The organism is Lentzea sp. NPDC036949, from assembly GCF_055608075.1.
The window spans coordinates 123,755-144,590 of the sequence record NZ_JBVJRA010000003.1 but is presented as its reverse complement, the minus strand read 5'-3'; the positions used below and the strand labels follow the sequence as shown (position 1 = coordinate 144,590).

At 71.2% G+C, this 20,836-nt stretch carries 23 protein-coding genes; 6 read left to right on the top strand and 17 right to left on the bottom strand.

The window, feature by feature from the left end; genetic code table 11:
- Positions 1–227 precede the first annotated feature (227 nt).
- From smc to ACZ7CD_RS10160, 4 genes are read right to left on the bottom strand one after another with little or no spacing between them, the layout of a single operon-like run.
- The gene (gene smc, locus ACZ7CD_RS10175) at positions 228–3,821 is read right to left on the bottom strand and encodes a chromosome segregation protein SMC (protein ID WP_470370789.1); all 3,594 of its coding nucleotides are present in this window, start codon (positions 3,819–3,821) and stop codon (positions 228–230) included.
- A gap of 60 nt (positions 3,822–3,881) precedes the next feature.
- Positions 3,882–4,484: an anti-sigma factor family protein gene (locus ACZ7CD_RS10170; RefSeq protein ID WP_458430595.1), complete on the bottom strand. Its 603-nt coding sequence runs from the start codon at positions 4,482–4,484 to the stop codon at positions 3,882–3,884.
- The gene (locus tag ACZ7CD_RS10165; RefSeq protein WP_360391082.1) at positions 4,481–4,987 is read right to left on the bottom strand and encodes a sigma-70 family RNA polymerase sigma factor; all 507 of its coding nucleotides are present in this window, start codon (positions 4,985–4,987) and stop codon (positions 4,481–4,483) included. The genes ACZ7CD_RS10170 and ACZ7CD_RS10165 overlap by 4 nt, the downstream gene beginning before the upstream one ends.
- 32 nt (positions 4,988–5,019) lie before the next feature.
- Entirely contained in the window at positions 5,020–5,310 is a 291-nt protein-coding gene (locus ACZ7CD_RS10160; protein ID WP_470370854.1) for an acylphosphatase, read from the bottom strand.
- A 63-nt stretch (positions 5,311–5,373) separates the two neighbouring features.
- Here ACZ7CD_RS10160 and ACZ7CD_RS10155 point away from each other — a divergent pair, with 63 nt between their 5' ends.
- From ACZ7CD_RS10155 to ACZ7CD_RS10145, 3 genes are all read left to right on the top strand, one after another.
- Positions 5,374–6,099, top strand: coding sequence for a CAP domain-containing protein (locus tag ACZ7CD_RS10155; protein ID WP_470375409.1), 726 nt, complete (start codon positions 5,374–5,376; stop codon positions 6,097–6,099).
- 44 nt (positions 6,100–6,143) lie between these two features.
- Positions 6,144–6,611 (top strand): hypothetical protein, encoded by a 468-nt coding sequence (locus ACZ7CD_RS10150; RefSeq protein WP_360391088.1) that lies wholly within the window; start codon positions 6,144–6,146, stop codon positions 6,609–6,611.
- A 128-nt stretch (positions 6,612–6,739) separates the two neighbouring features.
- Positions 6,740–7,249, top strand: coding sequence for a hypothetical protein (locus tag ACZ7CD_RS10145; protein WP_360391091.1), 510 nt, complete (start codon positions 6,740–6,742; stop codon positions 7,247–7,249).
- Positions 7,250–7,255: 6 nt separating this feature from the next.
- Here the strand turns inward: ACZ7CD_RS10145 and ACZ7CD_RS10140 are convergent, their stop codons facing one another.
- Positions 7,256–7,936 (bottom strand): response regulator, encoded by a 681-nt coding sequence (locus ACZ7CD_RS10140; protein WP_360391093.1) that lies wholly within the window; start codon positions 7,934–7,936, stop codon positions 7,256–7,258.
- Entirely contained in the window at positions 7,933–10,422 is a 2,490-nt protein-coding gene (locus ACZ7CD_RS10135; RefSeq protein WP_470378767.1) for a DUF4118 domain-containing protein, read from the bottom strand. Before ACZ7CD_RS10135 ends, ACZ7CD_RS10140 begins: the two co-directional genes overlap by 4 nt.
- Positions 10,423–10,753: 331 nt before the next feature.
- Here ACZ7CD_RS10135 and ACZ7CD_RS10130 point away from each other — a divergent pair, with 331 nt between their 5' ends.
- Entirely contained in the window at positions 10,754–11,194 is a 441-nt protein-coding gene (locus ACZ7CD_RS10130) for a MarR family winged helix-turn-helix transcriptional regulator (protein ID WP_090095422.1), read from the top strand.
- Between the two features lie 34 nt (positions 11,195–11,228).
- Here the strand turns inward: ACZ7CD_RS10130 and ACZ7CD_RS10125 are convergent, their stop codons facing one another.
- From ACZ7CD_RS10125 to ACZ7CD_RS10110, 4 genes are all read right to left on the bottom strand, one after another.
- Entirely contained in the window at positions 11,229–12,341 is a 1,113-nt protein-coding gene (locus tag ACZ7CD_RS10125) for a DUF1700 domain-containing protein (protein WP_458430593.1), read from the bottom strand.
- A complete protein-coding gene (locus tag ACZ7CD_RS10120; protein ID WP_360391102.1) occupies positions 12,338–12,661 on the bottom strand; it encodes a PadR family transcriptional regulator in 324 nt (107 codons plus the stop codon). Before ACZ7CD_RS10120 ends, ACZ7CD_RS10125 begins: the two co-directional genes overlap by 4 nt.
- A 133-nt stretch (positions 12,662–12,794) precedes the next feature.
- A complete protein-coding gene (locus ACZ7CD_RS10115; protein WP_470378766.1) occupies positions 12,795–13,382 on the bottom strand; it encodes a PASTA domain-containing protein in 588 nt (195 codons plus the stop codon).
- The gene (locus ACZ7CD_RS10110; RefSeq protein ID WP_470378765.1) at positions 13,379–14,773 is read right to left on the bottom strand and encodes a toll/interleukin-1 receptor domain-containing protein; all 1,395 of its coding nucleotides are present in this window, start codon (positions 14,771–14,773) and stop codon (positions 13,379–13,381) included. Before ACZ7CD_RS10110 ends, ACZ7CD_RS10115 begins: the two co-directional genes overlap by 4 nt.
- A 91-nt stretch (positions 14,774–14,864) precedes the next feature.
- Here ACZ7CD_RS10110 and ACZ7CD_RS10105 point away from each other — a divergent pair, with 91 nt between their 5' ends.
- Positions 14,865–16,157: a TIR domain-containing protein gene (locus tag ACZ7CD_RS10105; RefSeq protein WP_470378764.1), complete on the top strand. Its 1,293-nt coding sequence runs from the start codon at positions 14,865–14,867 to the stop codon at positions 16,155–16,157.
- 4 nt (positions 16,158–16,161) lie between these two features.
- Here ACZ7CD_RS10105 and mutM read toward each other — a convergent pair whose 3' ends face one another.
- From mutM to ACZ7CD_RS10075, 6 genes are all read right to left on the bottom strand, one after another.
- Positions 16,162–17,019, bottom strand: a complete 858-nt coding sequence (gene mutM, locus ACZ7CD_RS10100; RefSeq protein ID WP_360391114.1) for a bifunctional DNA-formamidopyrimidine glycosylase/DNA-(apurinic or apyrimidinic site) lyase — start codon at positions 17,017–17,019, stop codon at positions 16,162–16,164.
- Position 17,020: 1 nt separating this feature from the next.
- On the bottom strand, positions 17,021–17,221 hold the full coding sequence (locus tag ACZ7CD_RS10095) for a hypothetical protein (protein ID WP_030467960.1): 201 nt from the start codon (positions 17,219–17,221) through the stop codon (positions 17,021–17,023).
- Positions 17,222–17,228: 7 nt separating this feature from the next.
- On the bottom strand, positions 17,229–18,032 hold the full coding sequence (gene rnc / locus ACZ7CD_RS10090; RefSeq protein WP_360391117.1) for a ribonuclease III: 804 nt from the start codon (positions 18,030–18,032) through the stop codon (positions 17,229–17,231).
- A 16-nt stretch (positions 18,033–18,048) separates the two neighbouring features.
- Complete coding sequence (rpmF, locus tag ACZ7CD_RS10085; RefSeq protein ID WP_030467958.1) at positions 18,049–18,231, bottom strand: 50S ribosomal protein L32; 183 nt, start codon at positions 18,229–18,231, stop codon at positions 18,049–18,051.
- Positions 18,232–18,233: 2 nt separating this feature from the next.
- Positions 18,234–18,815 carry a YceD family protein gene (locus tag ACZ7CD_RS10080; protein WP_360391120.1) on the bottom strand — a complete coding sequence of 194 codons (582 nt, stop codon included), beginning with the start codon at positions 18,813–18,815 and terminating at the stop codon, positions 18,234–18,236.
- A gap of 228 nt (positions 18,816–19,043) precedes the next feature.
- On the bottom strand, positions 19,044–19,760 hold the full coding sequence (locus ACZ7CD_RS10075; RefSeq protein ID WP_360391123.1) for a DivIVA domain-containing protein: 717 nt from the start codon (positions 19,758–19,760) through the stop codon (positions 19,044–19,046).
- 117 nt (positions 19,761–19,877) lie between these two features.
- Here ACZ7CD_RS10075 and ACZ7CD_RS10070 point away from each other — a divergent pair, with 117 nt between their 5' ends.
- The gene (locus ACZ7CD_RS10070; RefSeq protein WP_470370855.1) at positions 19,878–20,318 is read left to right on the top strand and encodes a GNAT family N-acetyltransferase; all 441 of its coding nucleotides are present in this window, start codon (positions 19,878–19,880) and stop codon (positions 20,316–20,318) included.
- Here ACZ7CD_RS10070 and coaD read toward each other — a convergent pair.
- On the bottom strand, positions 20,315–20,797 hold the full coding sequence (gene coaD, locus ACZ7CD_RS10065) for a pantetheine-phosphate adenylyltransferase (RefSeq protein WP_360391126.1): 483 nt from the start codon (positions 20,795–20,797) through the stop codon (positions 20,315–20,317). The genes ACZ7CD_RS10070 and coaD overlap by 4 nt on opposite strands.
- Positions 20,798–20,836 lie beyond the last annotated feature (39 nt).

Sequence of the window (20,836 nt, the reverse complement as noted above, 5' to 3'; positions counted from 1 at the left end):
GACCTGCGGATGCAAGGTTTCCACAAGCTCGGCCGTGCACAGTTTGTCCTGCGAGCCGGGACGTGGTGCGGTGGAACTGGGGGATCACACCCCGCCCGGAGCGCGAGCTGCGTCAGAGCGGTGGCGAGGGGGCTCCCGGAGGGGGAGGCCACCGCGCTGACGCAGCCGGAAGGCCGCGACCGGAGCCGGTTCACGCCCCCCAGGCGCCCGCTCCGGTCGCCCTCGTCCTAGGCCTCGTTCGCGGGCTCGGGTTCCTCGCCCTTCGTCCGCAGCCGCTGCGAGATCACCTGCGAGATGCCGTCACCGCGCATCGAGACGCCGTACAGGGCGTCCGCGATCTCCATGGTCGGCTTCTGGTGGGTGATGATCAGCAGCTGCGAGTGTTCCCGCAGCTGCTCGAACAGGCTGATCAGGCGGTGCAGGTTCGTGTCGTCCAGCGCCGCCTCGACCTCGTCCATCACGTAGAACGGTGAGGGGCGGGCGCGGAAGATCGCCACCAGCATCGCCACGGCGGCCAGCGACTTCTCGCCGCCGGAGAGCAGCGACAGGCGCTTGACCTTCTTGCCGGGCGGGCGGGCCTCCAGCTCGATGCCGGTGGTCAGCATGTCACCGGGCTCGGTGAGCACCAGCCGGCCCTCACCGCCGGGGAACAGCACCTTGAACACGACCTCGAACTCGCGCGCCACGTCCTCGTAGGCCAGCGTGAAGACCTCCAGGATCTTGTCGTCGACCTCCTTCACGACGGTGAGCAGGTCGCGGCGGGTGTCCTTGATGTCCTCCAGCTGCGTGGAGAGGAACTTGTAGCGCTCCTCCAGCGCCGCGAACTCCTCCAGCGCCAGCGGGTTGACCTTGCCCAGCAACGACAGGTCGCGTTCGGCGCGCTTGGCGCGGCGGGCCTGGGTGTCGCGGTCGTAGGGCGAGGGCTGCGGCTCGGAGACCTGCTCGCCGCGTTCCTTCGCCGCCTGGTACTCGGCGAGCTCGGCGGCGGTGGCGGGCACCACCACGTCCGGGCCGTACTCGTTCACGAGGTCGTCGAGGCCGATGCCGAAGTCGTCGGCGATCTTCGTCTCCAGCTGCTCGATGCGCATGCGCTGCTCGGCGCGCAGCACCTCGTCGCGGTGCACGGCGTCGACGAGCTTCTCCAGCTCGCCGGACATCTCGCGCACGAGGTTGCGCACCTGGGTCAGCAGCAGCTCGTGCTGGGCGCGGCGTTCCTGGGCCTGGTCGCGTTCACGGGCGGCGCGGGCGAGGGAGACCTCGATGCGCTCCAGCGCCTGCTCACCGCCGCGCACCACGGCCTTCGCGACCACGGCGCCACGGGCGCGGTGGGCGGTGGCGCGGGCGTGGCGTTCGCGGGCCTCGCGTTCGGCACGGGCGGCGCGGCGCAGGCTGTCGGCCTTGCCCTGCAACGCACGCGCGCGTTCCTCGGCGGTGCGCTGCACGAGCCGGGCGTCCATCTCGGCCTGGCGCGCGGAGGCGAGCTCGGCGGCCAGCTCGTCGCGCTGGTCGGTGTCCGGCTCGTCGTCCATGGTCTGCTCTTCTTCGGCCATCAGCAGCCGCTCTTCGAGCTCGCCCAGCTTCAGCAGGGCCTCCTCGCGCGACCGCTCGACCTTCGCGCGCTGCTCGGTGATGCGGCCGACCTCGGCCTGCGCCGAGCGCACCGCGGCGGCCATCCGGTTCAGCCGCTCGCCGGAGCGGGCCTGGCGGACCTTGGCCTCCTGCACGGCCTCCTTGACCGCGTCGAGCACCTTGCGGCGGGCCTGCTGCTCGGCACGGGCGCCCTCCAGCGCCGCGGAGGCGTGCTGCAGCGCGCGTTCCGCGGTGGCCAGCTGCTCCTGGGCCTCGTCGACCGCGGCCTGCACCTCGATCACGCTCTGGCCCTGGCCGCCGGAGCCGCCGACGGCCCAGTCCGTGCCGAAGAGGTCACCGTCACGGGTCACCGCGCGCACGTTCAAGCCGGCCGCGGTGTCCAGGTCGTCCACCACGGCGAGGCGGTCGAGCGCGCGGGCCAGTGCGGGACGCAACGCCTCGGGCGCGTGCACGACGTCGACCGCCCACCGCGCACCGTGCGGCAGCGGTCCCCACTGAGCGGTGTCCACAGTGGACCCATGACCGCCGATCAGCACCCCCGCGCGGCCGGCGTCCTTCTCCTTCAACAGCTTCAGCGCCGCGAGCGCGCCGTCACCGGAGGACACCGCCACGGCGTCGGCGATCGGGCCGAGCGCGGCGGCCAGCGCCACCTCGTAGCCGGGGTCGACGGTCAGCAGCGCGGCCACGGACCCCAGCAGGCCAGGCACGTCCGACGCGAGCAGCGCGCCGGCGCCGTCCTTGCGCGTCAGACCGAGCGACAGGGCGTCGACGCGGGCCCGCCACGACGCGATGTCGCGTTCGGCGGTGCGCTCGGCCTTGACCAGCTCCTCGACGCGCTGGCGGCCCGCGTCGTTGGCCTGCACGGCCTGGCGGAGCCGTTCGTCGAGGTCGTTGTCACCCTCGTCCTCGAAGCCGGTGACGGCCTGCGCCTCGGCCAGCTCGACGGACGCGAGCTCGACGCGTTCCGCGGCCTCGGAGAGCGTGCCGGAGAGGCGTTCGATCTCCTCGGCGGTCGCGTTCGTCTTGCTGCGCAACGCCTCCACCTGACCGGACAGCCGCGCGAGGCCCTCCCGGCGGTCGGCGATCGCGCGCACGGCGGCGATGTGCGCCTTCTCGGCCTGGGAGACCATGCGCTCCAGCTCGGCGCGCGTCTCCACGGCCTCCGCCAGCGCGATCCGGGCCTCGGTCACGCCCTCCTGGAGCTCCAGCTCCATCTCGGCGGTCTCCTCGGCCTCGCGGTCGAGGTCGTCCGGGTCACGACCGCGCGACGGCGCGTCCACGTCCGCGGACAGGTGCCGGGCGCGTTCGGCGGCCAGGCGGACGGTGCCGCGCAGGCGTTCCTCCAGGGCGGACAGCCGGTACCAGGTGTCCTGGGCGGCCTGCAGCTTCGGGGTGTCGGCGGCGACCCGCTCCTCCAGCTCGTTCTGCTGGTGCTGGGCGGCCTGCAACGACTTCTCGACCTCGGCGCGGCGTTCGCGGGCCCTCGCCTCGTCGTGCTCCTCCTGGGCGATGGCCGCGCGCTGCGTCACGAGGTCGTCGGCGAGCAGGCGGAGCTTCGAGTCCCGCAGCTCGGACTGCACGACCTGGGCGCGGCGGGCGATCTCGGCCTGCTTGCCCAGCGGCTTGAGCTGGCGGCGCAGCTCGGCGGTGAGGTCGGTGAGGCGGGTCAGGTTGGCCTGCATCGCCTCCAGCTTCCGCAGCGCCTTCTCCTTGCGCTTGCGGTGCTTGAGGACGCCGGCCGCCTCCTCGACGAACGCGCGCCGCTCCTCCGGCTTGGACTCCAGGATCGCGGCGAGCTGGCCCTGACCGACGATCACGTGCATCTCGCGGCCGATGCCGGAGTCCGACAGCAGCTCCTGGATGTCCATGAGGCGGCAGGAGCTGCCGTTGATCTCGTACTCGGTGGCGCCCTCGCGGAACATCCGGCGGGTGATCGACACCTCGGTGTACTCGATCGGCAGCACGCCGTCGGAGTTGTCGATCGTCAGCGTCACCTCGGCGCGGCCCAGCGGCGCGCGGCCGGAGGTGCCCGCGAAGATGACGTCCTCCATCTTGCCGCCGCGCAGGTCCTTGGCACCCTGCGTGCCCATCACCCAGCGCAGCGCGTCGAGCACGTTGGACTTGCCGGACCCGTTGGGGCCGACCACACAGGTGATGCCGGGCTCGAAGCGCAGCGTGGTAGCCGAGGCGAAGGACTTGAAGCCCTTCAGCGTCAGGCTCTTGAGGTGCACGCCGCGCAGAGTACCCAAGCGCTTGCGCCGGTTGCGGGAGGCGGGGGCCGACCTGTGCCCCTAAGGGCGGAGGGTGACCAGCAGGCCGCTCTCGTCCGACACCTCCAGCCGGTCGATCTGGTCCACCCGGAACGACGTCGAGCCGGGAATCCGCTCGTCAGCGGTGTGGTCGGACCCCCACCAGCCGCCGATCTCCCGCTGCCCGCGCCGGTCGAACACGATGACCTTGCACCGCGCGCCCGGTTTGACGTTGCCGAGCTTGAACCGCAGCTCGGTGCCCCAGGTCTTCTGGATCATCGCGACCTCGGCGTTCACGCCGGTGCCGGCGTCCATCGCCGCCCACGTCGGTGCGGGCGGTGGCCGCAGGAACAGGATGCCGCCGGCGAGCGCGAGTGCGACGAGCACGGCCGCGCACACCAGCAGCACACGGCGGCGGCGACGGTGGTCGCGGACCGGTTTCGGCGGCTCGGCGGGCAGCTCGTCGAGGTGCTCGACCTCCCGCAGGCTCAGCCGGCCGAGCAGGCCCGGCAGCGGGGCGAACCGCAGCACCTCGGCCCGGCACGCCGCGCAGCCGGGCAGGTGGCGTTCGAACGCGGAGCGCTCCCTCAGGTCGAGCGATCCGAAGAGGTAGGCGCCGACGTCGACGGTGTGCGCGCAGCTCATGCCTCGGTCACCCCTCTCTCCTCCAGGGCGTCGCGCAGCGCCCGCAACGCGTAGAAGCAGCGCGACTTGACCGTGCCCGGCGGGACGCCGAGCGTCTTGGCGGCCTCCGCGACCGTGCGGCGCCGGTAGTACAGCTCGATGACGACGGCGCGGTGCTCCGGTGTGAGGGCCCGCAGCGCCGAGGCGATCTGCCACGCCTGCAGCACGTGCTCGACCTGGTCGCTGACCGGTGGCAGGTCCACCGGTTCGAGCGGCACCTCGGTCGCGCGTGCGCCGCGGCGCCGGTAGCCGGAGATGACCAGGTTCTTCGCGACCGTGTAGAGCCACGGTGCCGCGTCGTCGGGTTCCAGCTCGTCGTGGTGGCGCCACGCCCTGAGCAACGTCTCCTGCACCACGTCCTCTGCCTGTTGGTAGTCGCCGTCGACCAGTCGCAGCACGTAGTGCAGCAACGGGCCTCGCCAGCGTTCGTACAGCTGGTTGAGGACGTCTTCGCCGGAGTCCACGGTCTCCTCTACGCCACCGGTCGCCGGAAGGTTCAGCGTTCGACGAAGCCGTTCAGGCCGCCGCGGGCGCCGGACCACTGCTCACCCACCGATTCGACATGGCCGGGAGTTTCACCCGAACGGAGAGCCTTCAGGAGTTGTTCACACTTGTCCCGTGGTCCCTCCGCGACCACCTCGACCCGGCCGTCCTCCCGGTTCGAAGCACTCCCCACCAGGCCGAGCTCCAGTGCTCGGGCCCGCGTCCACCAGCGGAAACCCACGCCTTGCACTCGTCCGCGCACCCACGCGTTCAGTCGTACGTCCACCTCCGAATGGTCGCGCAGTGACCCGAGGTGACCGAAGACGCACCCTGGGCTTATCACCCATTAGTGGTACGGTCCCCAGCCGTGAGTGCCCGCAGCCTCTTACTCGGCCTGCTGATCGGTGCGACCGGCGTCGGCGGCCTCGCCGTCAGCGGCACCTCTCCCCTCGGCATCGGTGTCACCTCCGCCGCGCAGCAGGAGAGCACCGACGCGGCGAACCAGTTCGGATCGGGCAGCGCCGCCGCACCCGGCAGGCAGACCGCGGGCGGCACCCCCGTCCAGGGCACCGCCACCCCGTCGTCGTCCTCCTCCGCTCCCACCACGTCCACGACGACGGCGACGCCCTCCTCGACCTCCTCGTCGGCGGCTCCCACCACCACGACGACGACCCAGTCCGAGGCGCCCAAGCCGCCGGACCCGCCGAAGCCGCCCACCGGTGACAAGACGCCGGAGCAGGCCGTGCTCGCCCTCGTGAACGACGCCCGCGCCGCGAAGGGCTGCAAGGCGCTCGTGATCGACGACCGCGTCACCACCGCGGCCCAGGCGCACAGCACCGACATGGCGAGCCGCAAGTACTTCAGCCACGACACCCCCGAGGGCGTGGACTTCGCCGAGCGCATGAAGGCGGCCGGGTACCCGAAGCCCGGCGGCGAGAACATCGCGCAGGGCTACCGCACCGCCGAGCAGGTCATGCAGGGCTGGATGAACTCCTCCGGCCACAAGGCGAACATCGAGAACTGCAAGTTCACGACCATGGGCGTCGGCCTGGACACCCGCGGTTTCTACTGGACGCAGAACTTCGGCTTCTGACGGCTCCACAGACGGCTACTGACGGTTCGAGCAGGGGAAACTTCGTGTACGAGAGCCCGGAACCCGACGCGCGTTCACGCTTTCGCGGTGCGCCCCAGATCATCCTCGCCGCCTCCGGCGTGGTGCTGGCCACCGTCTTCGCCGCGGTCGCCTCGCTGGCCGCGGGCTCGGACTCGGCCGCGGAGGCGCCCGTCCAGCAGCCGCCGCGCAAGGAGGCCGTGCGCGACGCGCTGAGCACCACCTCCACCACGGTGCCCACCACCTCGTCGGTCGCGGAGGTGACCTCGACGACGGCGGAGACGACCACGTCGGCCACCACGACCACGACGAAGCGGCCCACGCGGGTCACCACGATCACCCGCCCGGACGGCACCACGACGACGGTGACGACCGAGGAACCCCCGCCGGTGACGACGAACCCGACGACCACCACGACTGTCGTGACGACGACCACCGCGATCACGACGACCACCACCACGACGGCGCCGGCCACAACGACCACGGCGCCGTAGGGTTACGCCCGTCCCCACGACGTGACACAGGGTTACACGAAGGTGTGGCCCTGCTGAGGTCTTGGTGCGTTTCCGCCGATAACTCGAACGCAAAGCCATCCAACCGGGTTTCCCACGAGGAGATGGGTGTGTTCGAGGTAGATCATCCGCAGTCACCCGGCTCGCCGGCCGCACCGCAGAAGAAGCGCGTCGGCACGGCCGTCGTGCTGGCCGCCGGTGGCGTCGTCGTGGCCACGCTGTTCGCCACCGTCGCGGCCATGCTCGCCGGCTCCGGCCAGGAGGCCGCCCCGGAACGCGCGACCGCGGACGTCGTGCAGACGCTCACCTCGGTGGCCCCGGACGGCAGCACCAGCACCGTCGTCGTCACCGTGTCGTCGTCGGTCAAGGGGGCGGGCAAGGCCGGCTCGGACCGCAGGCAGGCCGCGCGTCCCGACGAGCAGCCCCGGCCGCAGGAGCCGGCCGCGCAGCCGCAGGTGACGACGAACCCCGCGGTGCCGACCGAGACGCACAGCAACCCGCCGACGTCGTGGACCGAGCCGGCCACGTCCACCCCGTCCACCGGGTCGTCCACGTCGAGCACGGCGCCGACCACGCCGTCGTCGACCGTCGGCACCTCGCCGGTCCCGCCCCAGCCGTAGGCGCCCTCAGGGCTCGAACCGGTAGCCCATGCCCGGTTCGGTCAGCAGGTGCCGCGGCCGGGCCGGTTCGGGCTCCAGCTTCCGCCGCAGCTGCGCCAGGTACACCCGCAGGTAGTGCGTCTCCTTCTCGTACGCGGGGCCCCAGACGTCCCGCAGCAGCTGCTTCTGGGCGACCAGCTTGCCCGCGTTGCGCGCCAGCACCTCCAGCAGTCCCCACTCGGTGGGCGTGAGGTGCACCTCCGCGCCGTCCCTCAGCACCCGCTTGGCCGCGAGGTCGACGGTGAACGAGGCCGTGTGCACGACCGGCTCGTCCTCAGGGCCGGTCACGGCGGAGCGGCGGACGGCGGCGCGCAACCGGGCGAGCAGCTCGTCCATGCCGAACGGTTTCGTCACGTAGTCGTCGGCGCCGGCGTCCAGCGCGTCGACCTTGTCATGCGAGTCCGTGCGCGCGGACAGCACGATGATCGGCAACGTCGTCCAGCCGCGCAGGCCGGCGATGACGTCGGTGCCGTCCATGTCCGGCAGGCCCAGGTCCAGGACGACGACGTCGGGCCGGCCGTCGGCGGCGAGCCGCAGCGCCGTCGCGCCGTCGGGTGCGGTGAGCACCTCGTAGCCGCGGGCGGACAGGTTGATCCGCAACGCGCGCACGATCTGCGGCTCGTCGTCGACGACCAGCACCTTCGTCACGGGGTCCCCTCCTCGGCCGGCAGCGCGATCACCACGGTGAGGCCGCCGCCGGGCGTGTCCTCCACCGTGATCGTGCCCGCCATGGCCTCGGTGAAGCCCTTCGCCACGCTCAGACCGAGACCAACGCCACCCGGCGTGCGGTCGCCGAGGCGCTGGAACGGGGCGAAGACCGCCTCCGCCGTCCCGCTGGGCAGGCCGCGGCCGTGGTCGACGACCCGCAGCTCGACGTGGTCGCCGTGGGCGCTGGCCCGCACCGCCACGGCACCGGCGTAACGCAGCGCGTTGCCGACCACGTTCGCGATCACCCGTTCGAGCAGCCCGATGTCGGCGCGCACGAGCGGCAGCGTCTCGGGGACGTCGACCTCGACGTCGCCGTTCAGGCCGCGCAGTGCCAGCGCCACCGCCTCGTCGCAGCCGACCGCGCGCAGCTGCGGCTCGACCGCACCGGTCGCGAGGCGGGAGGAGTCGAGCAGGTTGTCGACGAGGCCGGTGAGCCGGTCGGCCGACTCCTCGACGGTCTCCAGCAGCTCGGCCGTGTCCTGGTCCGACAGCGTCAGGTCCGGGTCGCGCAGCGCCGAGACGGAGGCCTTGATGGACGTCAGCGGCGTGCGCAGGTCGTGGCCGACGGCGGAGAGCAACGCGGTGCGCAGCTCGGTCCGCGACGCCTGCCGCTGGGCCTCCAGCGCCTGCTCGGCCATCCGCTGCTGGCGCAGCGCGAGCAGGGCCTGACCGGCCGCCGCCTCCAGCACCCGCCGGTCGGAGGCGGGCAGCGACCGGCCGCGGGCCGCCAGGTGCACGTCCGCGGTCACCGCGATGTCGATCTCGGCGTCGTCCGGCTCGTCCGGCGAATGCGCGCCCACGGCCGCCACGCGCCGCCACTCGCCGTCGGCCCGTTCCAGCAGCGCGACCGACGTCAGGCCGAAGTTCTCCCGCACCTTCTCCAGCAGTCGTGCGAGTGGATGGGGGTTCGTCAGCACGGTGCGCGCGTACGAGGCGAGGAGGGTTGCTTCGGTGCGAGCGCGTGCGGCCTGGGTGGCGCGTCGGGCGGCGTAGTCCACCACGAGCGCGGTCGACACGCCCACGATGATCATCGCGATGAACGTGAGCACGTTCTGCTGCGCGTCGATGGTGAACGTGTAGAGCGGCTCGGTGAAGAAGAAGTTCAGCAGCAGCGCGCTCAGCAGGGCCGTCGCGAGCGCCGGTCCGAGGCCGCCTGCGGTCGCGACCACCATCGTCACCAGCAGGTAGCCGATGACGGTCGTGGAGAAGTTCAGGCCCTCGCGCAGGGTCGCGCCCGCCGCCGTGACCGCAGCGGGTCCGGCGACGGCCAGGACCCAGCCCAGCGCGAGCCGTCCCGGACGCAGCGGACTGGCGGCGAACCGGGCCCGCCAGCCGGAGCCGGTCGCCGCGTGCGTGACCATGTGGACGTCGATCGCACCGGACTCCTGCACGACCGTCGAACCGATGCCCGCGGAGAACACACGTGCGAGCCGCGACCGGCGCGAGGTGCCGACCACCAGCTGAGTGGCGTTCACCCCGCGCGAGAACTCCAGCAGCGCCGTGGGCACGTCATCGCCCACGACGGTGTGGAACGTGGCCCCGACGTCCTCCGTGAGCGTGCGGTACCTCTGCAACGAGTGCGGATCGGCACCCGCGAGACCGTCACCGCGCAGGACGTGCACGACGAGAAGGTCCGCTCCCGCGCGCGCTGCGATGCGGCGCGCGCGACGGATGAGCGTTTCGCTCTCCGTGCCGCCGGTGATGGCGACGACGACTCGTTCGCGCGTTTCCCATGTGTCCGTTATCTGCTGTTCGGTGCGATAACGCAGCAACGCGACATCGACCTGGTCCGCGACCCACAGCAGTGCGAGCTCCCGCAACGCCGTGAGGTTGCCGACGCGGAAGTAGTTGCCGAGCGCGGCGTCGATCTTCGTGGCCGCGTACACGTCGCCGTGGGCGAGCCGGCGCCGCAAGGCTTCCGGTGTGAGGTCGACCAGCTGGGTCTGCTCGGCTTTGCGCACGACCTCGTCCGGGACGGTTTCCTGTTGCGGCACGCCGGTTATGCGCTGGACGACGTCATTCAGCGATTCCAGGTGCTGCACGTTGACGGTCGAGAGGACGTCAATGCCGGCGTCCAGCAGTTCTTCGACGTCTTGCCACCTTTTTGCATTACGCGAGCCGGGTGCGTTGGTGTGCGCGAGCTCGTCGACGACGGCGACCTCGGGCGCGCGGGCGAGCACCGCGTCCACGTCCATCTCGGTGAGTTCGACACCGCGGTGCGTGCTCCGCCGCCGCGGCACGATTTCCAGTCCGCTGAGAAGGTCCGCGGTCTTCGCGCGGCCGTGCGTCTCGACGAGGCCGACGACCACGTCCGTGCCGCGTTCCCGGCGGCGGTGCGCCTCGCCGAGCACCGCGAACGTCTTGCCGACGCCCGGAGCGGCACCGAGGTAGATGCGGAGCTCGCCACGCCTGGGTTTCGCACTCACCTCGTCAGTCTGCCCCCGCACCCCCACCGGCCGTTCGGAGGCACGCGCTACGCCACCCGGGCACACCGGCACTCCTTCGCGGATCTTTGTCACACGTTCTGACCGATCGGAACCACGGTGCCGCACGCCACCCGTTCGCGGGAACCGCAGTGCGCTTTTTACGCCGTTTACCAGCGCATTCAAGCGTGCTGGACGCGCGCTGTGACACCTCCGGTCACCACAACGGCCGAATGGGTTATCGGCAATTGGCGGATAGCGCGCGGAGCGTGAATGAGGGAAAGTGCCAGGGTTCGTGTCCGAATTCGGACAATCACATGCGCGCGGAGAAACGATGCCCACCACCGTCACCAACCACGAGGCACTTCAACTCGTGGTGGCCGTGCACCGGCTGGTGCGAAGTCTTCGACAGGCCGCTCCGGCCCGTCGTCTGCAACCCACCCAGTTGTTGGTGCTGTCAGAACTGAGCGCCCACGGCCCGATGCGGATCGGCGAGATCGCGGTGCGCGCGCTGTGTTCGCAGCCGACCGCGACAACGGTCGTGACCAGCCTGGAGTCCACCGGACTGGTCCGCAGGGAGCCCGACGCGGCCGACGGAAGGGCCACGATTGTGGTGCTCACCGAAGTCGGCCGCGAGACGATCCTGTCGCTCGCTCACGGCGAAGCAGAACTATTGAGTGAAAGAATGTCGGAACTTTCGCCGGAAGACCGCGAACACCTGCGGTCCGCCATGCCCGTATTGCGCCACCTGGCCGACCCACAGGAAAACAAGTAGGAGCGGGACCCCCCGACGGGTCCCGCTCCCGGCATTACTTGCTAGGTGGCACAGAAGTGGGTGTCACCGAGCTCGACGGTGCGCCACTGGAAGGCGGTGGCGCACTCGAACTCACCGAACTCGGCGCCGATGACGGAGTGTCCGCACTCGGTGTCACGGTGTAACAGACACCGTTTTCGTAGTCGATCTTCGGCCGCGGGTACTGGTTCGCCGGAATCATCGGTTCCTCACCGCGGTTCTGGCAGCCGTAGTACCGGTCGGACGCGTTGATCGGCTGCCCGTCCTGGTCGTACAGCAGCACGTTGGTGAGCAGCTTGCCGTTCTCGTCGCGGACGTAGATGTTCTCGTACTCGCGCACGACCGGGGCCGAGTACGACTGCCGCGCCGGGCCGCCGAACCGCAGCTGGTCGGCCGCCACGTCGATGACCGAGAACAGCACGCCCACCGCCAGCGCGCTGACCGGCAGGGTGAACCACAGCCACCGGCGGTCGGTCTTGGCCCGCGGCGCCGCGAACACCGACACGACGGCGATCGCGGCCAGAGCGAGGAACCCGAGCAGGTCACGACCGGCGAGCAGCACGGCACCGAGCCCGAGCAGCCCGGCCCGCACCAGCCACCACGCGGGCTGCAGCGACCGCAGGTAGGTCAGCGCGCGTTCGGCCGGCGTGCCCTCCTGCGGCGTCAGCCACTCCTTGAGCTTGACCGTCTCGCGCAGGTTCATCACCTCGGCCTGCTGCGGACCGCGGTCCTGCACCAGCGCGAGGCTGAGCACCAGGATCACCGCCGGCAGCAGCAGGATCGCCGGCTCCCGCAACGCCGCGGCCCCCGCGAGCAGCGTGATCCCGGTGGCCGCCGCCAACCCCCACGCCGCCGCACGCGGCCGCGTCAGCAGCGCCTGCTTGACCGTGACCGGCACCCGCTCGGTCCGCGGCGGGTACCCGGCGGCCTGCCGCAGCTCCCGCGCGTACTGCTCGGGCGGCCCGAGCCGCCGCTCGATCGTCTCGTCCTCGCCCAGCTCGGTCGACAGCTCCGCGAGGTGCGCCTCGACGTCCTCCATGATCTCGGCGACCTCGTGCGGCGGCAGGTCGTCGAGCGCGGCCCGCATCCCGGCCACGTAGTGCTCGACACCCAGTGCCTGCGTGTTCATGCGACCTCCCCGAGCAGGCCGTCCAGCGTGCTGGCGAACGACCGCCACGTGTCCCTCGACTCGGCCAGGCGCACCCGGCCGGGCTCGTTGATGCTGTAGTACTTGCGGTGCGGGCCCTCTTCGCTGGGCACCACGTACGACGTCAGCATCCCGGCGTTGTAGAGCCGCCGCAGCGTCCCGTACACCGACGCGTCCCCCACGTCGTTCAACCCCCCGGCGCGCAGTCTGCGCACCACGTCGTAGCCGTACCCGTCGTCCTTGCGCAGAACCGCAAGCACGGCCAGGTCCAGCACCCCCTTGAGCAGCTGACTGGTGTCCATGGCCCCTCCGACGCACTGTTGCGTGGTGAACAGTACTACGCATCGCACAGTACTGTCGAACCCGTTGATGCTCCGGCGCGACGAGAACGGCCTCCCGTCGTAGGACGCGGGAGGCCGGTGCCGGTTGGCGTCGTCAGCTCGGACAGCCGGACGCCCCGGTCGGCTCGCCGAGCTTCACCGCCCCGAGCGTGATCTTCACGGTGGCCTCGGGCGTGCTGCCCGCGGCCGCGGACTGGCTGACCACGACCCAGTTCCGGTCGGCCACCTGCCGCCGCCCCTGCCCGGTCGCGTCCTCCGACGACAACACGAAGAACCCGGCCGCCTGCAACGTGTCCTGCGCCTTCTGCAGGTCGAGGCACACGACGTCCGGCACGGTCCCCTTCGCGGGCGGCGGCAGGCTCGTCGACGCGTCCGTGGGCTTGCGGACCTCCAGCACCACCTCCGTCCCGCCCGGTGCGTCGGTGCCGGCCTCCGGCAGCTGGGAGGTGACGACCCAGTTCCGCGGTTCGAGGACCGGCCGCCGCTGCCCGGTCGCGTCCTCCTCGACCACCCGGTATCCCCGTGCCTTCAGCACCTCGCGCGCCTCGGCGAGCCGCAGCTCCACGACCTTCGGCACCTTCTCCTCGGCAACGGTGGGCGTGCTCTGCGCGGTCGGGCTCGGCGGTGGCGTGTTCCCGCACCCGGCGAGCACGAGGACGAGCAGGGCAATGACGATCTTCATCCGGCGTGCTCCTGTCGGGTGGGCGGAACGCTGATCTCGGCAAGCCGCGCGCGCACCCGGTCGACGTGAGCGGGCAGGTCCGCCACGACGGTCCGGCGCTGCCACCGCTGCAACCGGAACGCGAGCTCGAAGGTGACGGAACAGCACAGCAGCGCCACGACGACGGAGCCGGCGAGGAACGCCCCGTAGGACGGAACGGCTCCCTCGACGACCGCGAGCACCGCGGAGCCGGCCACCGCGGCGAGGACGAGCACGTACGCCGCCGGCAACAGGCTCCCCGCCTGCCGCAACCACGCCCACCTGCCCAGCCGGGCGAAGTCGTCCATCCGCCGCCGCGCCCACTCGACCTGTCCGAGCACGAACTCGACCTGGTCCCGCTCGGCCCTGGTGAGCAGGTCCCGTTCGGCCACGAACCGGCTGGCGTGCGCGAGCACACCGCGGACGGGCTCGGACCTCGGTTCGAGGTGCGGGTACGGCCACCGCTCACGGCGGCGTTCCTCCACCCAGCGGTGGCCTCTCGCGAAGGCGTACGCGGCGACCACCAGCATCACCGCCACGACCGCCCGGTACGACAGCACCGCGCCGAGGAGGAGCAGGAGGAGACCGATGCCCGCGACGAGCAGGCCGTTGGTGATCTTCGAGTTCGGCCCGGCTTCGGCGAACAGCACGTCGTACCGGTCGTACAGGTGCCGGAGCGCGTAGCAGGCCGCGACCACCACCAGCCACACGACCAGCACCACGGTCATCGCGATCGACAGCGCCACCAGGAACTCCTCCGGCTGCCCCTGCCCCGCCGGCGAGTGCGCCAGCACCCACGGCGCCGTCAGGCCGGTGACCACCGCCGCGCCCATCTCCGCCCGGAAGTGCTTGCGGCGCACAGGCTCCGGTCGTTCCGCCGCCGGCAGGGGCTCGGTGGCGACCCGCACCTCCAGCGCTCGCAGCAGCTCCGCCAGCTCCTTCTTCCAGCTGCCGAAGCCGATCCGCCAGTACTGCCGGGTGCCGAGCTCGGCCAGGCCGGGGAAGTCCTCGGCGAGCAGCTGCTCCTTGCCGGGCAGCCGGGCGTTGTCGAGCAGCACCGGGACGAGGTGCAGGCCCATGGCGAGCGCGGTCTCGACCTCCCAGCGCGCCCAGTCCCACTTCTCACCGCGACGCGCACGGAGGTCGTCCAGCCACTCGCGGTGGATCACCACCAGCACGACCTCGCAGCCCCGCAGCCAGTCGCGGAGCCGGGACGGGTAGTGGACGCCCGGCTCCAGCTCCACGTCGACGAGCACCTTCTCCTCACCGAAGTGGTGCTGGAGGCGTTCGACGATCGCCTCGATGGTCTGGGCGTGCACACGCCGTTCGCCGTCGTGCATCTTGCGGTAGCTGACGAAGATGCCGCCGCTCATCGCGCCGACTCACCTGCTTCCCGGGGCCCGTCGGTCCAATCCGCTCGAACTCTTGTCGCGCACGGTGTCCGTACCGCTACGGTCGCACGCCATGGGAGGCATCTTCCTGAACTACCGGCGCCACGACGAGCGCCTCGCGTTCGTCCGGGGGCTGTACGAGCGGCTCGCCGAACGGTTCGGCGCCGGCACCGTCTTCCTCGACTCCGCCTCGATCGGTCACGGCCGGCGCTACCCGAACCAGCTGCGCCGCCACCTCGACCGGTCCGACGTGGTGGTCGTCGTCGTGCACGACGGCTGGGCGCGGGAGCTGCGGACCGACGGCACGGACTGGGTGCACAACGAGATCAGGTGGGCCCTCGACGCCGGCAAGACGATCATCCCGGTGCTCTTCGGCGGCGCGAAGATGCCGCGGGCGCAGGAACTGCCGCGCACGATCAGGGAGCTGGCCAACTTCCAGGCCCACCGAGCCGACGACGACCCCGGTCACGACCTCCTCGTCGACAAGATCGCCGCGGAACCCCGGCGGCGGGCCGCCATCGCGCAGACGCCGCCGAAGCCGTGGGCAGGACCGGTCGCCGGGGTGGCCGGCGCCGTCGCGTTCGCCGCGCCGGTCGTGCTGGTGCCGGGCGACTGGCAGGAAGCGGCCGTCTACCTTTCCGTGTTCGGGGTAGTGGTGCTGGCGGCGGTGCTGTTCGCGGTGTCGGTGGTCTCGCTGGCGCGCAAGCCGCTCAACACGGCCGAGCGGCTCTCGCAGTACGTCGACCCGACCCGCTACCACCTGGCCGTCGGTGCGCCGCTGCTCATCCTGCTCGAATCGGTGGTCGTGGCGTTCGTGTTCAGCTCACCGGTCGACCCGCGGCTGCGCCCGTTCCTGGTCGTCGGCGCCGGTGTCGGCGTGCTGTACCTGGTGTTCCTCGTGCTGGGCAACTACCAGACCGAGAAGTTCCGCGAGGACCACTGGCCGGTGCGGCTGCGGCACCCGGTGAAGCCGGCTCCGGTGCGCCGCGAGCTCGAACGCCTGCGGCGCAAGCACGCCACCGCCGACGCGGAACGGGTCCGCTGGCACCTCGTGCACCTGGAGAACGCCGCCGACGTGCTCGCACGGGACGCGAGCCGCGGCCGGTGGCGGTGGCTGACCTCCGACCCGACGGGCTACCTGGTCGCCTACACGGCGTGGGCTGCGGCATCGGTCGGGCTGCTGACGTCTGCGGCACTGCCGGCGATGCGGCTCTGGGTCCCTGCGGTCGCACTCGGCCTCGTCGCGGCGATGGCCTGGGCCACGGTCGAGGCGGCGTTCCGCCGGCAGCGCTGGGTGCGGCGCGAGGTGGCCGACGAGGTGCACGTCCAGGTGCAGCGCATCCAGGACCGGGTCACGCGGCCGTGAGGCGTTAGAGGCGCGGGCGCGGCTGACAGCGCGGGCAGGAGAACGACGACCGGTTCATGAACGGCTCTCGGACCATCATCGCGCCGCACCGCTTGCAGGGCCGGTTCTCCTGGCCGTACGCGTTGAGCGAGCGGTCGAAGTAGCCGGACTGGCCGTTGATGTTGACGTAGAGCGCGTCGAACGACGTACCGCCCTGGCCGAGGGCCTCGCGCATCACGTCGGTGGCGTGGTCGAGCAGCTCGGCGGCCTTGACCTTGGTGAGCTTGTCCGTCATGCGGGTGCCGTGCAGCTTGGCGCGCCAGAGGGCCTCGTCGGCGTAGATGTTGCCGATGCCGGAGACGAGGGTCTGGTCGAGCAGGGCTCGTTTGACCTCCGTGTGACGCAGGCGCAACGCGCGCACGGCGGCATCACGGGAGAAGAGCGGGTCCATCGGGTCGCGGGCGATGTGCGCGACCGTGTCCGGGACGAGGGTGCCGTCGACCTCGACCAGCTCAGCCAAGGCGAGGCCGCCGAAGGTTCTCTGGTCGACGAAGCGCAGCTCCGGGCCGCCGTCGGCGAACCGGAACCGGACGCGAAGGTGTTTCTCGTCCGGTGCCGTGGACGGCTGGACGAGCATTTGGCCGCTCATGCCCAGGTGGGCGAGCATGGCGGCTTTGTCGGCCAGTTCCACCCAGAGGTACTTGCCGCGGCGCCTGGCTGCGGTCATCGGCTGACCGGCCAGGCGCGCGCAGAAGTCCGCGGAGCCCAGGTCGTGCCGGCGGATCGCACGCGGGTGCAGCACCTCGACCGAGGAGATCACCCGGCCGGCGACGTGGGCTTCGAGGCCGAGGCGGACTACCTCGACCTCTGGGAGTTCGGGCACGTCAGGCTTCGGACTTGCCCTCGTCGACGGGCTGCGCCTCGATCACGGCGGCCTGCGGCTTGGTGGGCTTGAGCACCCACACACCGGCCCGGCTCGTGTCCCTGACCAGCACAAGGCCCTGGATTCCTCCGCTGCGGGAGGTGTTCACCGGCCCGCGGACGGTGCGGGTGCGGCGGTTCGTGCGGTTCCTGGTCGCATACATTGCGGTCTCAGTCTTCCTCGGTTGGGGCGGTCCCTGGCGTCACCGAGGCGCCATTCTGTCCGTTCGCGGACGAGGCCGGCTCCTGCTCGGCCTGCACGCGTTCCGACAGAACATGATAGGCCGCTTCCGCGGCCTTCTGCTCGGCTTCCTTCTTGGTGCGCCCATCACCCTTGCCGTAGGGCTGACCACCGACGAGCACCGTGGCGGTGAACTCCTTGCGGTGGTCCGGCCCCTGGTCGTCCACGCGGTACTCCGGGACGCCGAGACTGGCTTGAGCGGTGAGCTCCTGCAGGCTTGTCTTCCAGTCCAGTCCAGCACCCAGAAGCGGAGCTTTGGCCAAGAGTGGATCGAACAGCCGGTGAACGAACGTTCGTGCGGTATCGATACCGAACTGCAGGTACACCGCACCGATGACGGCTTCCAGGCCGTCGGCGAGGATGCTCGCCTTGTCCCTGCCGCCGGTCAGCTCTTCGCCGCGGCCGAGCAGCAGGTGCGCACCGAGTCCGCCCTCACCCAGGTTGCGTGCGACCCCCGCGAGCGCGTGCATGTTGACCACGCTGGCGCGGAGCTTCGCGAGCTGACCCTCCGGGAGGTCGGGGTGGGTGCGGTAGAGGTGGTCGGTGACGACCAGCCCCAGCACGGCGTCCCCCAGGAACTCGAGACGCTCGTTCGGCGGCAACCCGCCGTTCTCGTACGCGTACGACCGGTGGGTGAGCGCGAGCACGAGCAGCTCGGCGTCCAGGTGGACGCCGAGCGCTTCGAGCAAGGTCGCGCGGTCGGCTTGCGGAGCGCGCGGCGGCTTTCCCCCCACTACGTGGCCGAGGAGATCAGGCCGGCTGAGCGACCTGGCGGCCAGCGTACTGACCACAGGCCGGGCAGGCGACGTGCTGCGGCTTCGGCTGGCGGCAAGCCTTGTTGGAGCACGCCACCAGGTGCACGGCAGACGTCTTCCACTGGGAACGGCGCGCACGGGTGTTCGAGCGCGACATCTTCCGCTTCGGGACGGCCACGACTACTTCTCCTCGTTGTTGTCATCGCTGAACCGCTCTTGCAACGCGGCCCAACGAGGGTCGATCGTCTCATGCCCGTGGTCGGGCCCGAGCTCCGCCCACCTGCCACCACACTCGGGGCACAGCCCCTTGCAGTCCGGCTCGCAGAGCGGCGCCTGCGGCAGCGCGAGGACGATGGCGTCCCGCACCACAGGCTCGAGGTCGATCAGATCGTTCTCGATCCGACTGATCTCGTCTTCGTCGGTGGTCTCGTCCGTGGTGCTGTCCGGCCACGCGTAGAGCTCCGTGATCCGGACCTCGACCTCATCGGAGATGGGGTCGAGACACCGCGCGCACTCACCTTCGACCTTGGCGAACGCCGTCCCCGACACGAGCACGCCCTCCACGACCGACTCGGTGAGGAGGTCGAGCTCGACCTCCCCGCCTTCCGGCACCGCGATCACCCCCAGCAGACCCACTCCTGCGGCGGGTACCGACCGGATGAAGGGTCGGCTGGAACCGGCGCGACGGCCGAGGTCCCTGGTGTCGATGACCCAGGGTCCTGATGCTGTGGGACGCGTGGACGCGTGGCGATGCTCAGTCATGATCGGGTTGGGTGCTGGAACGGGGACCTACCACGTCCAGCCGGTCCAGGGTACGGGACGACGCCTCCGCGAGTGAAATCGCCAGGTGATCGCACCTGCCCGACGTAACACGAATCACACGTTCAGGTGCCCTCTCCCCTGTCCCCGGACGGCACGCGGGGACCCCGCGTGCCCTTCTGGGGTACGCAAGTTCCCCGCGTGCCCTCGGGAAACGCGAAGGGGTGAAGGTCAGGAACCGTAGTCGAACGGTGCCGCGGCGCCCGCCACGGCCGGGCCGCGCAGGTGCGAACGGCCCTTGCCGACCGACCGCAGGGTGTGCGCGAGGAGGTCCTCGAAGTCCGCGAGCTTGCCGTCCACGTAGGCGTCGCACTCCGACCGCAGCCGGATCGACTCGTTCTGGGCGGCGTCGAGCAGCCGGGCGGCCTCGGCGTGGGCCGCGCGGACGACCTCCTGCTCGTTGACGAGCCGGGCCTGCTCGGCGCGGCCCTCCTCGGTGGCGCGCTCGTAGTTGGCCCGGCCGGCCTGGATCATCCGCTCCGCCTCGGCGTGCGAACGGCCCACCAGGTCGTCGTACTCCTGCCGGCCGGCGGCGACCGTGCGCTCCGCCTGGTCCTCCGCCTCCGCGACCATCCGCTCGGCGCGGGCGCGGGCGTCGGACAGCATCGCCTCGGCCTCCGCCTGGGCCTCGGCGAGGATGCGGTCGGCGTCCGAACGGGCCTTGGACACGCCGGTCTCTGCCTCGTGCTTGGCCTTGCCGACGAGCTCTTCCTTGTGGTCGAGCACGTCCTGCGCGTCGTCCAGCTCGGCCGGGATGGCGTCGCGCACGTCGTCGAGCAGTTCGAGCACGTCACCACGCGGCACGACGCAGCCGGAGGTCATCGGAACTCCGCGCGCTTCCTCGACGATCGTCACCAGCTCGTCGAGTGCCTCGAACACCCGGTACACGTCTCACTCCCTAACCCCTGTGGCTCCCACCCACAAGTGTGCCCTGCCGGTCTCCCCGAAAGAGGGAGATCGGCAGGGCGTGTCAAGATTCGGTGACACCTTGGGGGGACCGTGGAGATCATCATCAGGCGTGCGACCGCTGCCGATGTGGACCCGATCGTGGCGATGCTCGCCGACGACCCGCTGGGCGCGACCAGGGAGCGGCCGGGCGACCCGGCGTACCTGGCGGCGTTCGCGGTCATCGACGCCGACCCGCACCAGCTCCTGGCGGTCGCCGAGGCCGGCGGGGAGGTGGTGGGCACGCTGCAGCTCACGTTCACCTCCGGCCTGTCCCGCCTGGGCATGACCCGCGCGACGGTGGAGGCCGTCCGGGTGCGCTCCGACCAGCGCGGCAACGGCCTGGGCGAGCGCCTGCTGCGGTGGGCCGCCGACGAGGCGCGCGCACGCGGCTGCGGCATGCTCCAGCTGACGACGGACGCGTCACGGGTGGATGCGCACCGGTTCTACGAGCGGCTCGGCTTCACCGCGTCGCACGTGGGGATGAAGCTGGCCCTCTAACGGGTCTCGGCGAGGCGCTGCTGCAGCCGCTGCTCGACACTGGCCGGCAGCAGCGTCGACACGTCGCCGCCGTAGGTCGCCACTTCCTTGACCAGCGACGACGCCAGGAACGAGTACTGCGGGCTGGCCTGCATGAACAGCGTGTCGACGCCGGTGAGCTGGTGGTTCATCTGCGCCATCTGCAGCTCGTAGTCGTAGTCGCTGACCGCGCGCAGGCCCTTGACGATGGCCTTGATGTGGTTCTCGCGGCAGTAGTCGACCAGCAGCCCGTGCCAGGAGTCCACCCGCACGTTGTCCCACTGCGACGTGACGTCGCGGAGCATGTCCTGCCGCTCCTCGACGTTGAACAGGGTGCGCTTGTTCTTGTTGATGAGCACGGCGACGACGACCTCGTCGAACAGGTGCGCGGCTCTCCCGATGATGTCCAGGTGGCCGTTGGTCACCGGGTCGTAGGAGCCGGGGTACACGGCACGCGTCATGAGCCGGACGTTAGCACCCGATCGGATGCCGCCAGGCGG

Coding starts and splice junctions, on each gene's coding strand:
- ACZ7CD_RS10080 (WP_360391120.1), bottom strand. CDS start 18,815: ATGACTGAGCATCGCCACGCGTCCACGCGTCCCACAGCATCAGGACCC.
- ACZ7CD_RS10095 (WP_030467960.1), bottom strand. CDS start 17,221: ATGTATGCGACCAGGAACCGCACGAACCGCCGCACCCGCACCGTCCGC.
- ACZ7CD_RS10115 (WP_470378766.1), bottom strand. CDS start 13,382: ATGAAGATCGTCATTGCCCTGCTCGTCCTCGTGCTCGCCGGGTGCGGG.
- ACZ7CD_RS10105 (WP_470378764.1), top strand. CDS start 14,865: ATGGGAGGCATCTTCCTGAACTACCGGCGCCACGACGAGCGCCTCGCG.
- coaD (WP_360391126.1), bottom strand. CDS start 20,797: ATGACGCGTGCCGTGTACCCCGGCTCCTACGACCCGGTGACCAACGGC.
- ACZ7CD_RS10125 (WP_458430593.1), bottom strand. CDS start 12,341: ATGAACACGCAGGCACTGGGTGTCGAGCACTACGTGGCCGGGATGCGG.
- ACZ7CD_RS10170 (WP_458430595.1), bottom strand. CDS start 4,484: ATGAGCTGCGCGCACACCGTCGACGTCGGCGCCTACCTCTTCGGATCG.
- ACZ7CD_RS10130 (WP_090095422.1), top strand. CDS start 10,754: ATGCCCACCACCGTCACCAACCACGAGGCACTTCAACTCGTGGTGGCC.
- ACZ7CD_RS10120 (WP_360391102.1), bottom strand. CDS start 12,661: ATGGACACCAGTCAGCTGCTCAAGGGGGTGCTGGACCTGGCCGTGCTT.
- ACZ7CD_RS10110 (WP_470378765.1), bottom strand. CDS start 14,773: ATGAGCGGCGGCATCTTCGTCAGCTACCGCAAGATGCACGACGGCGAA.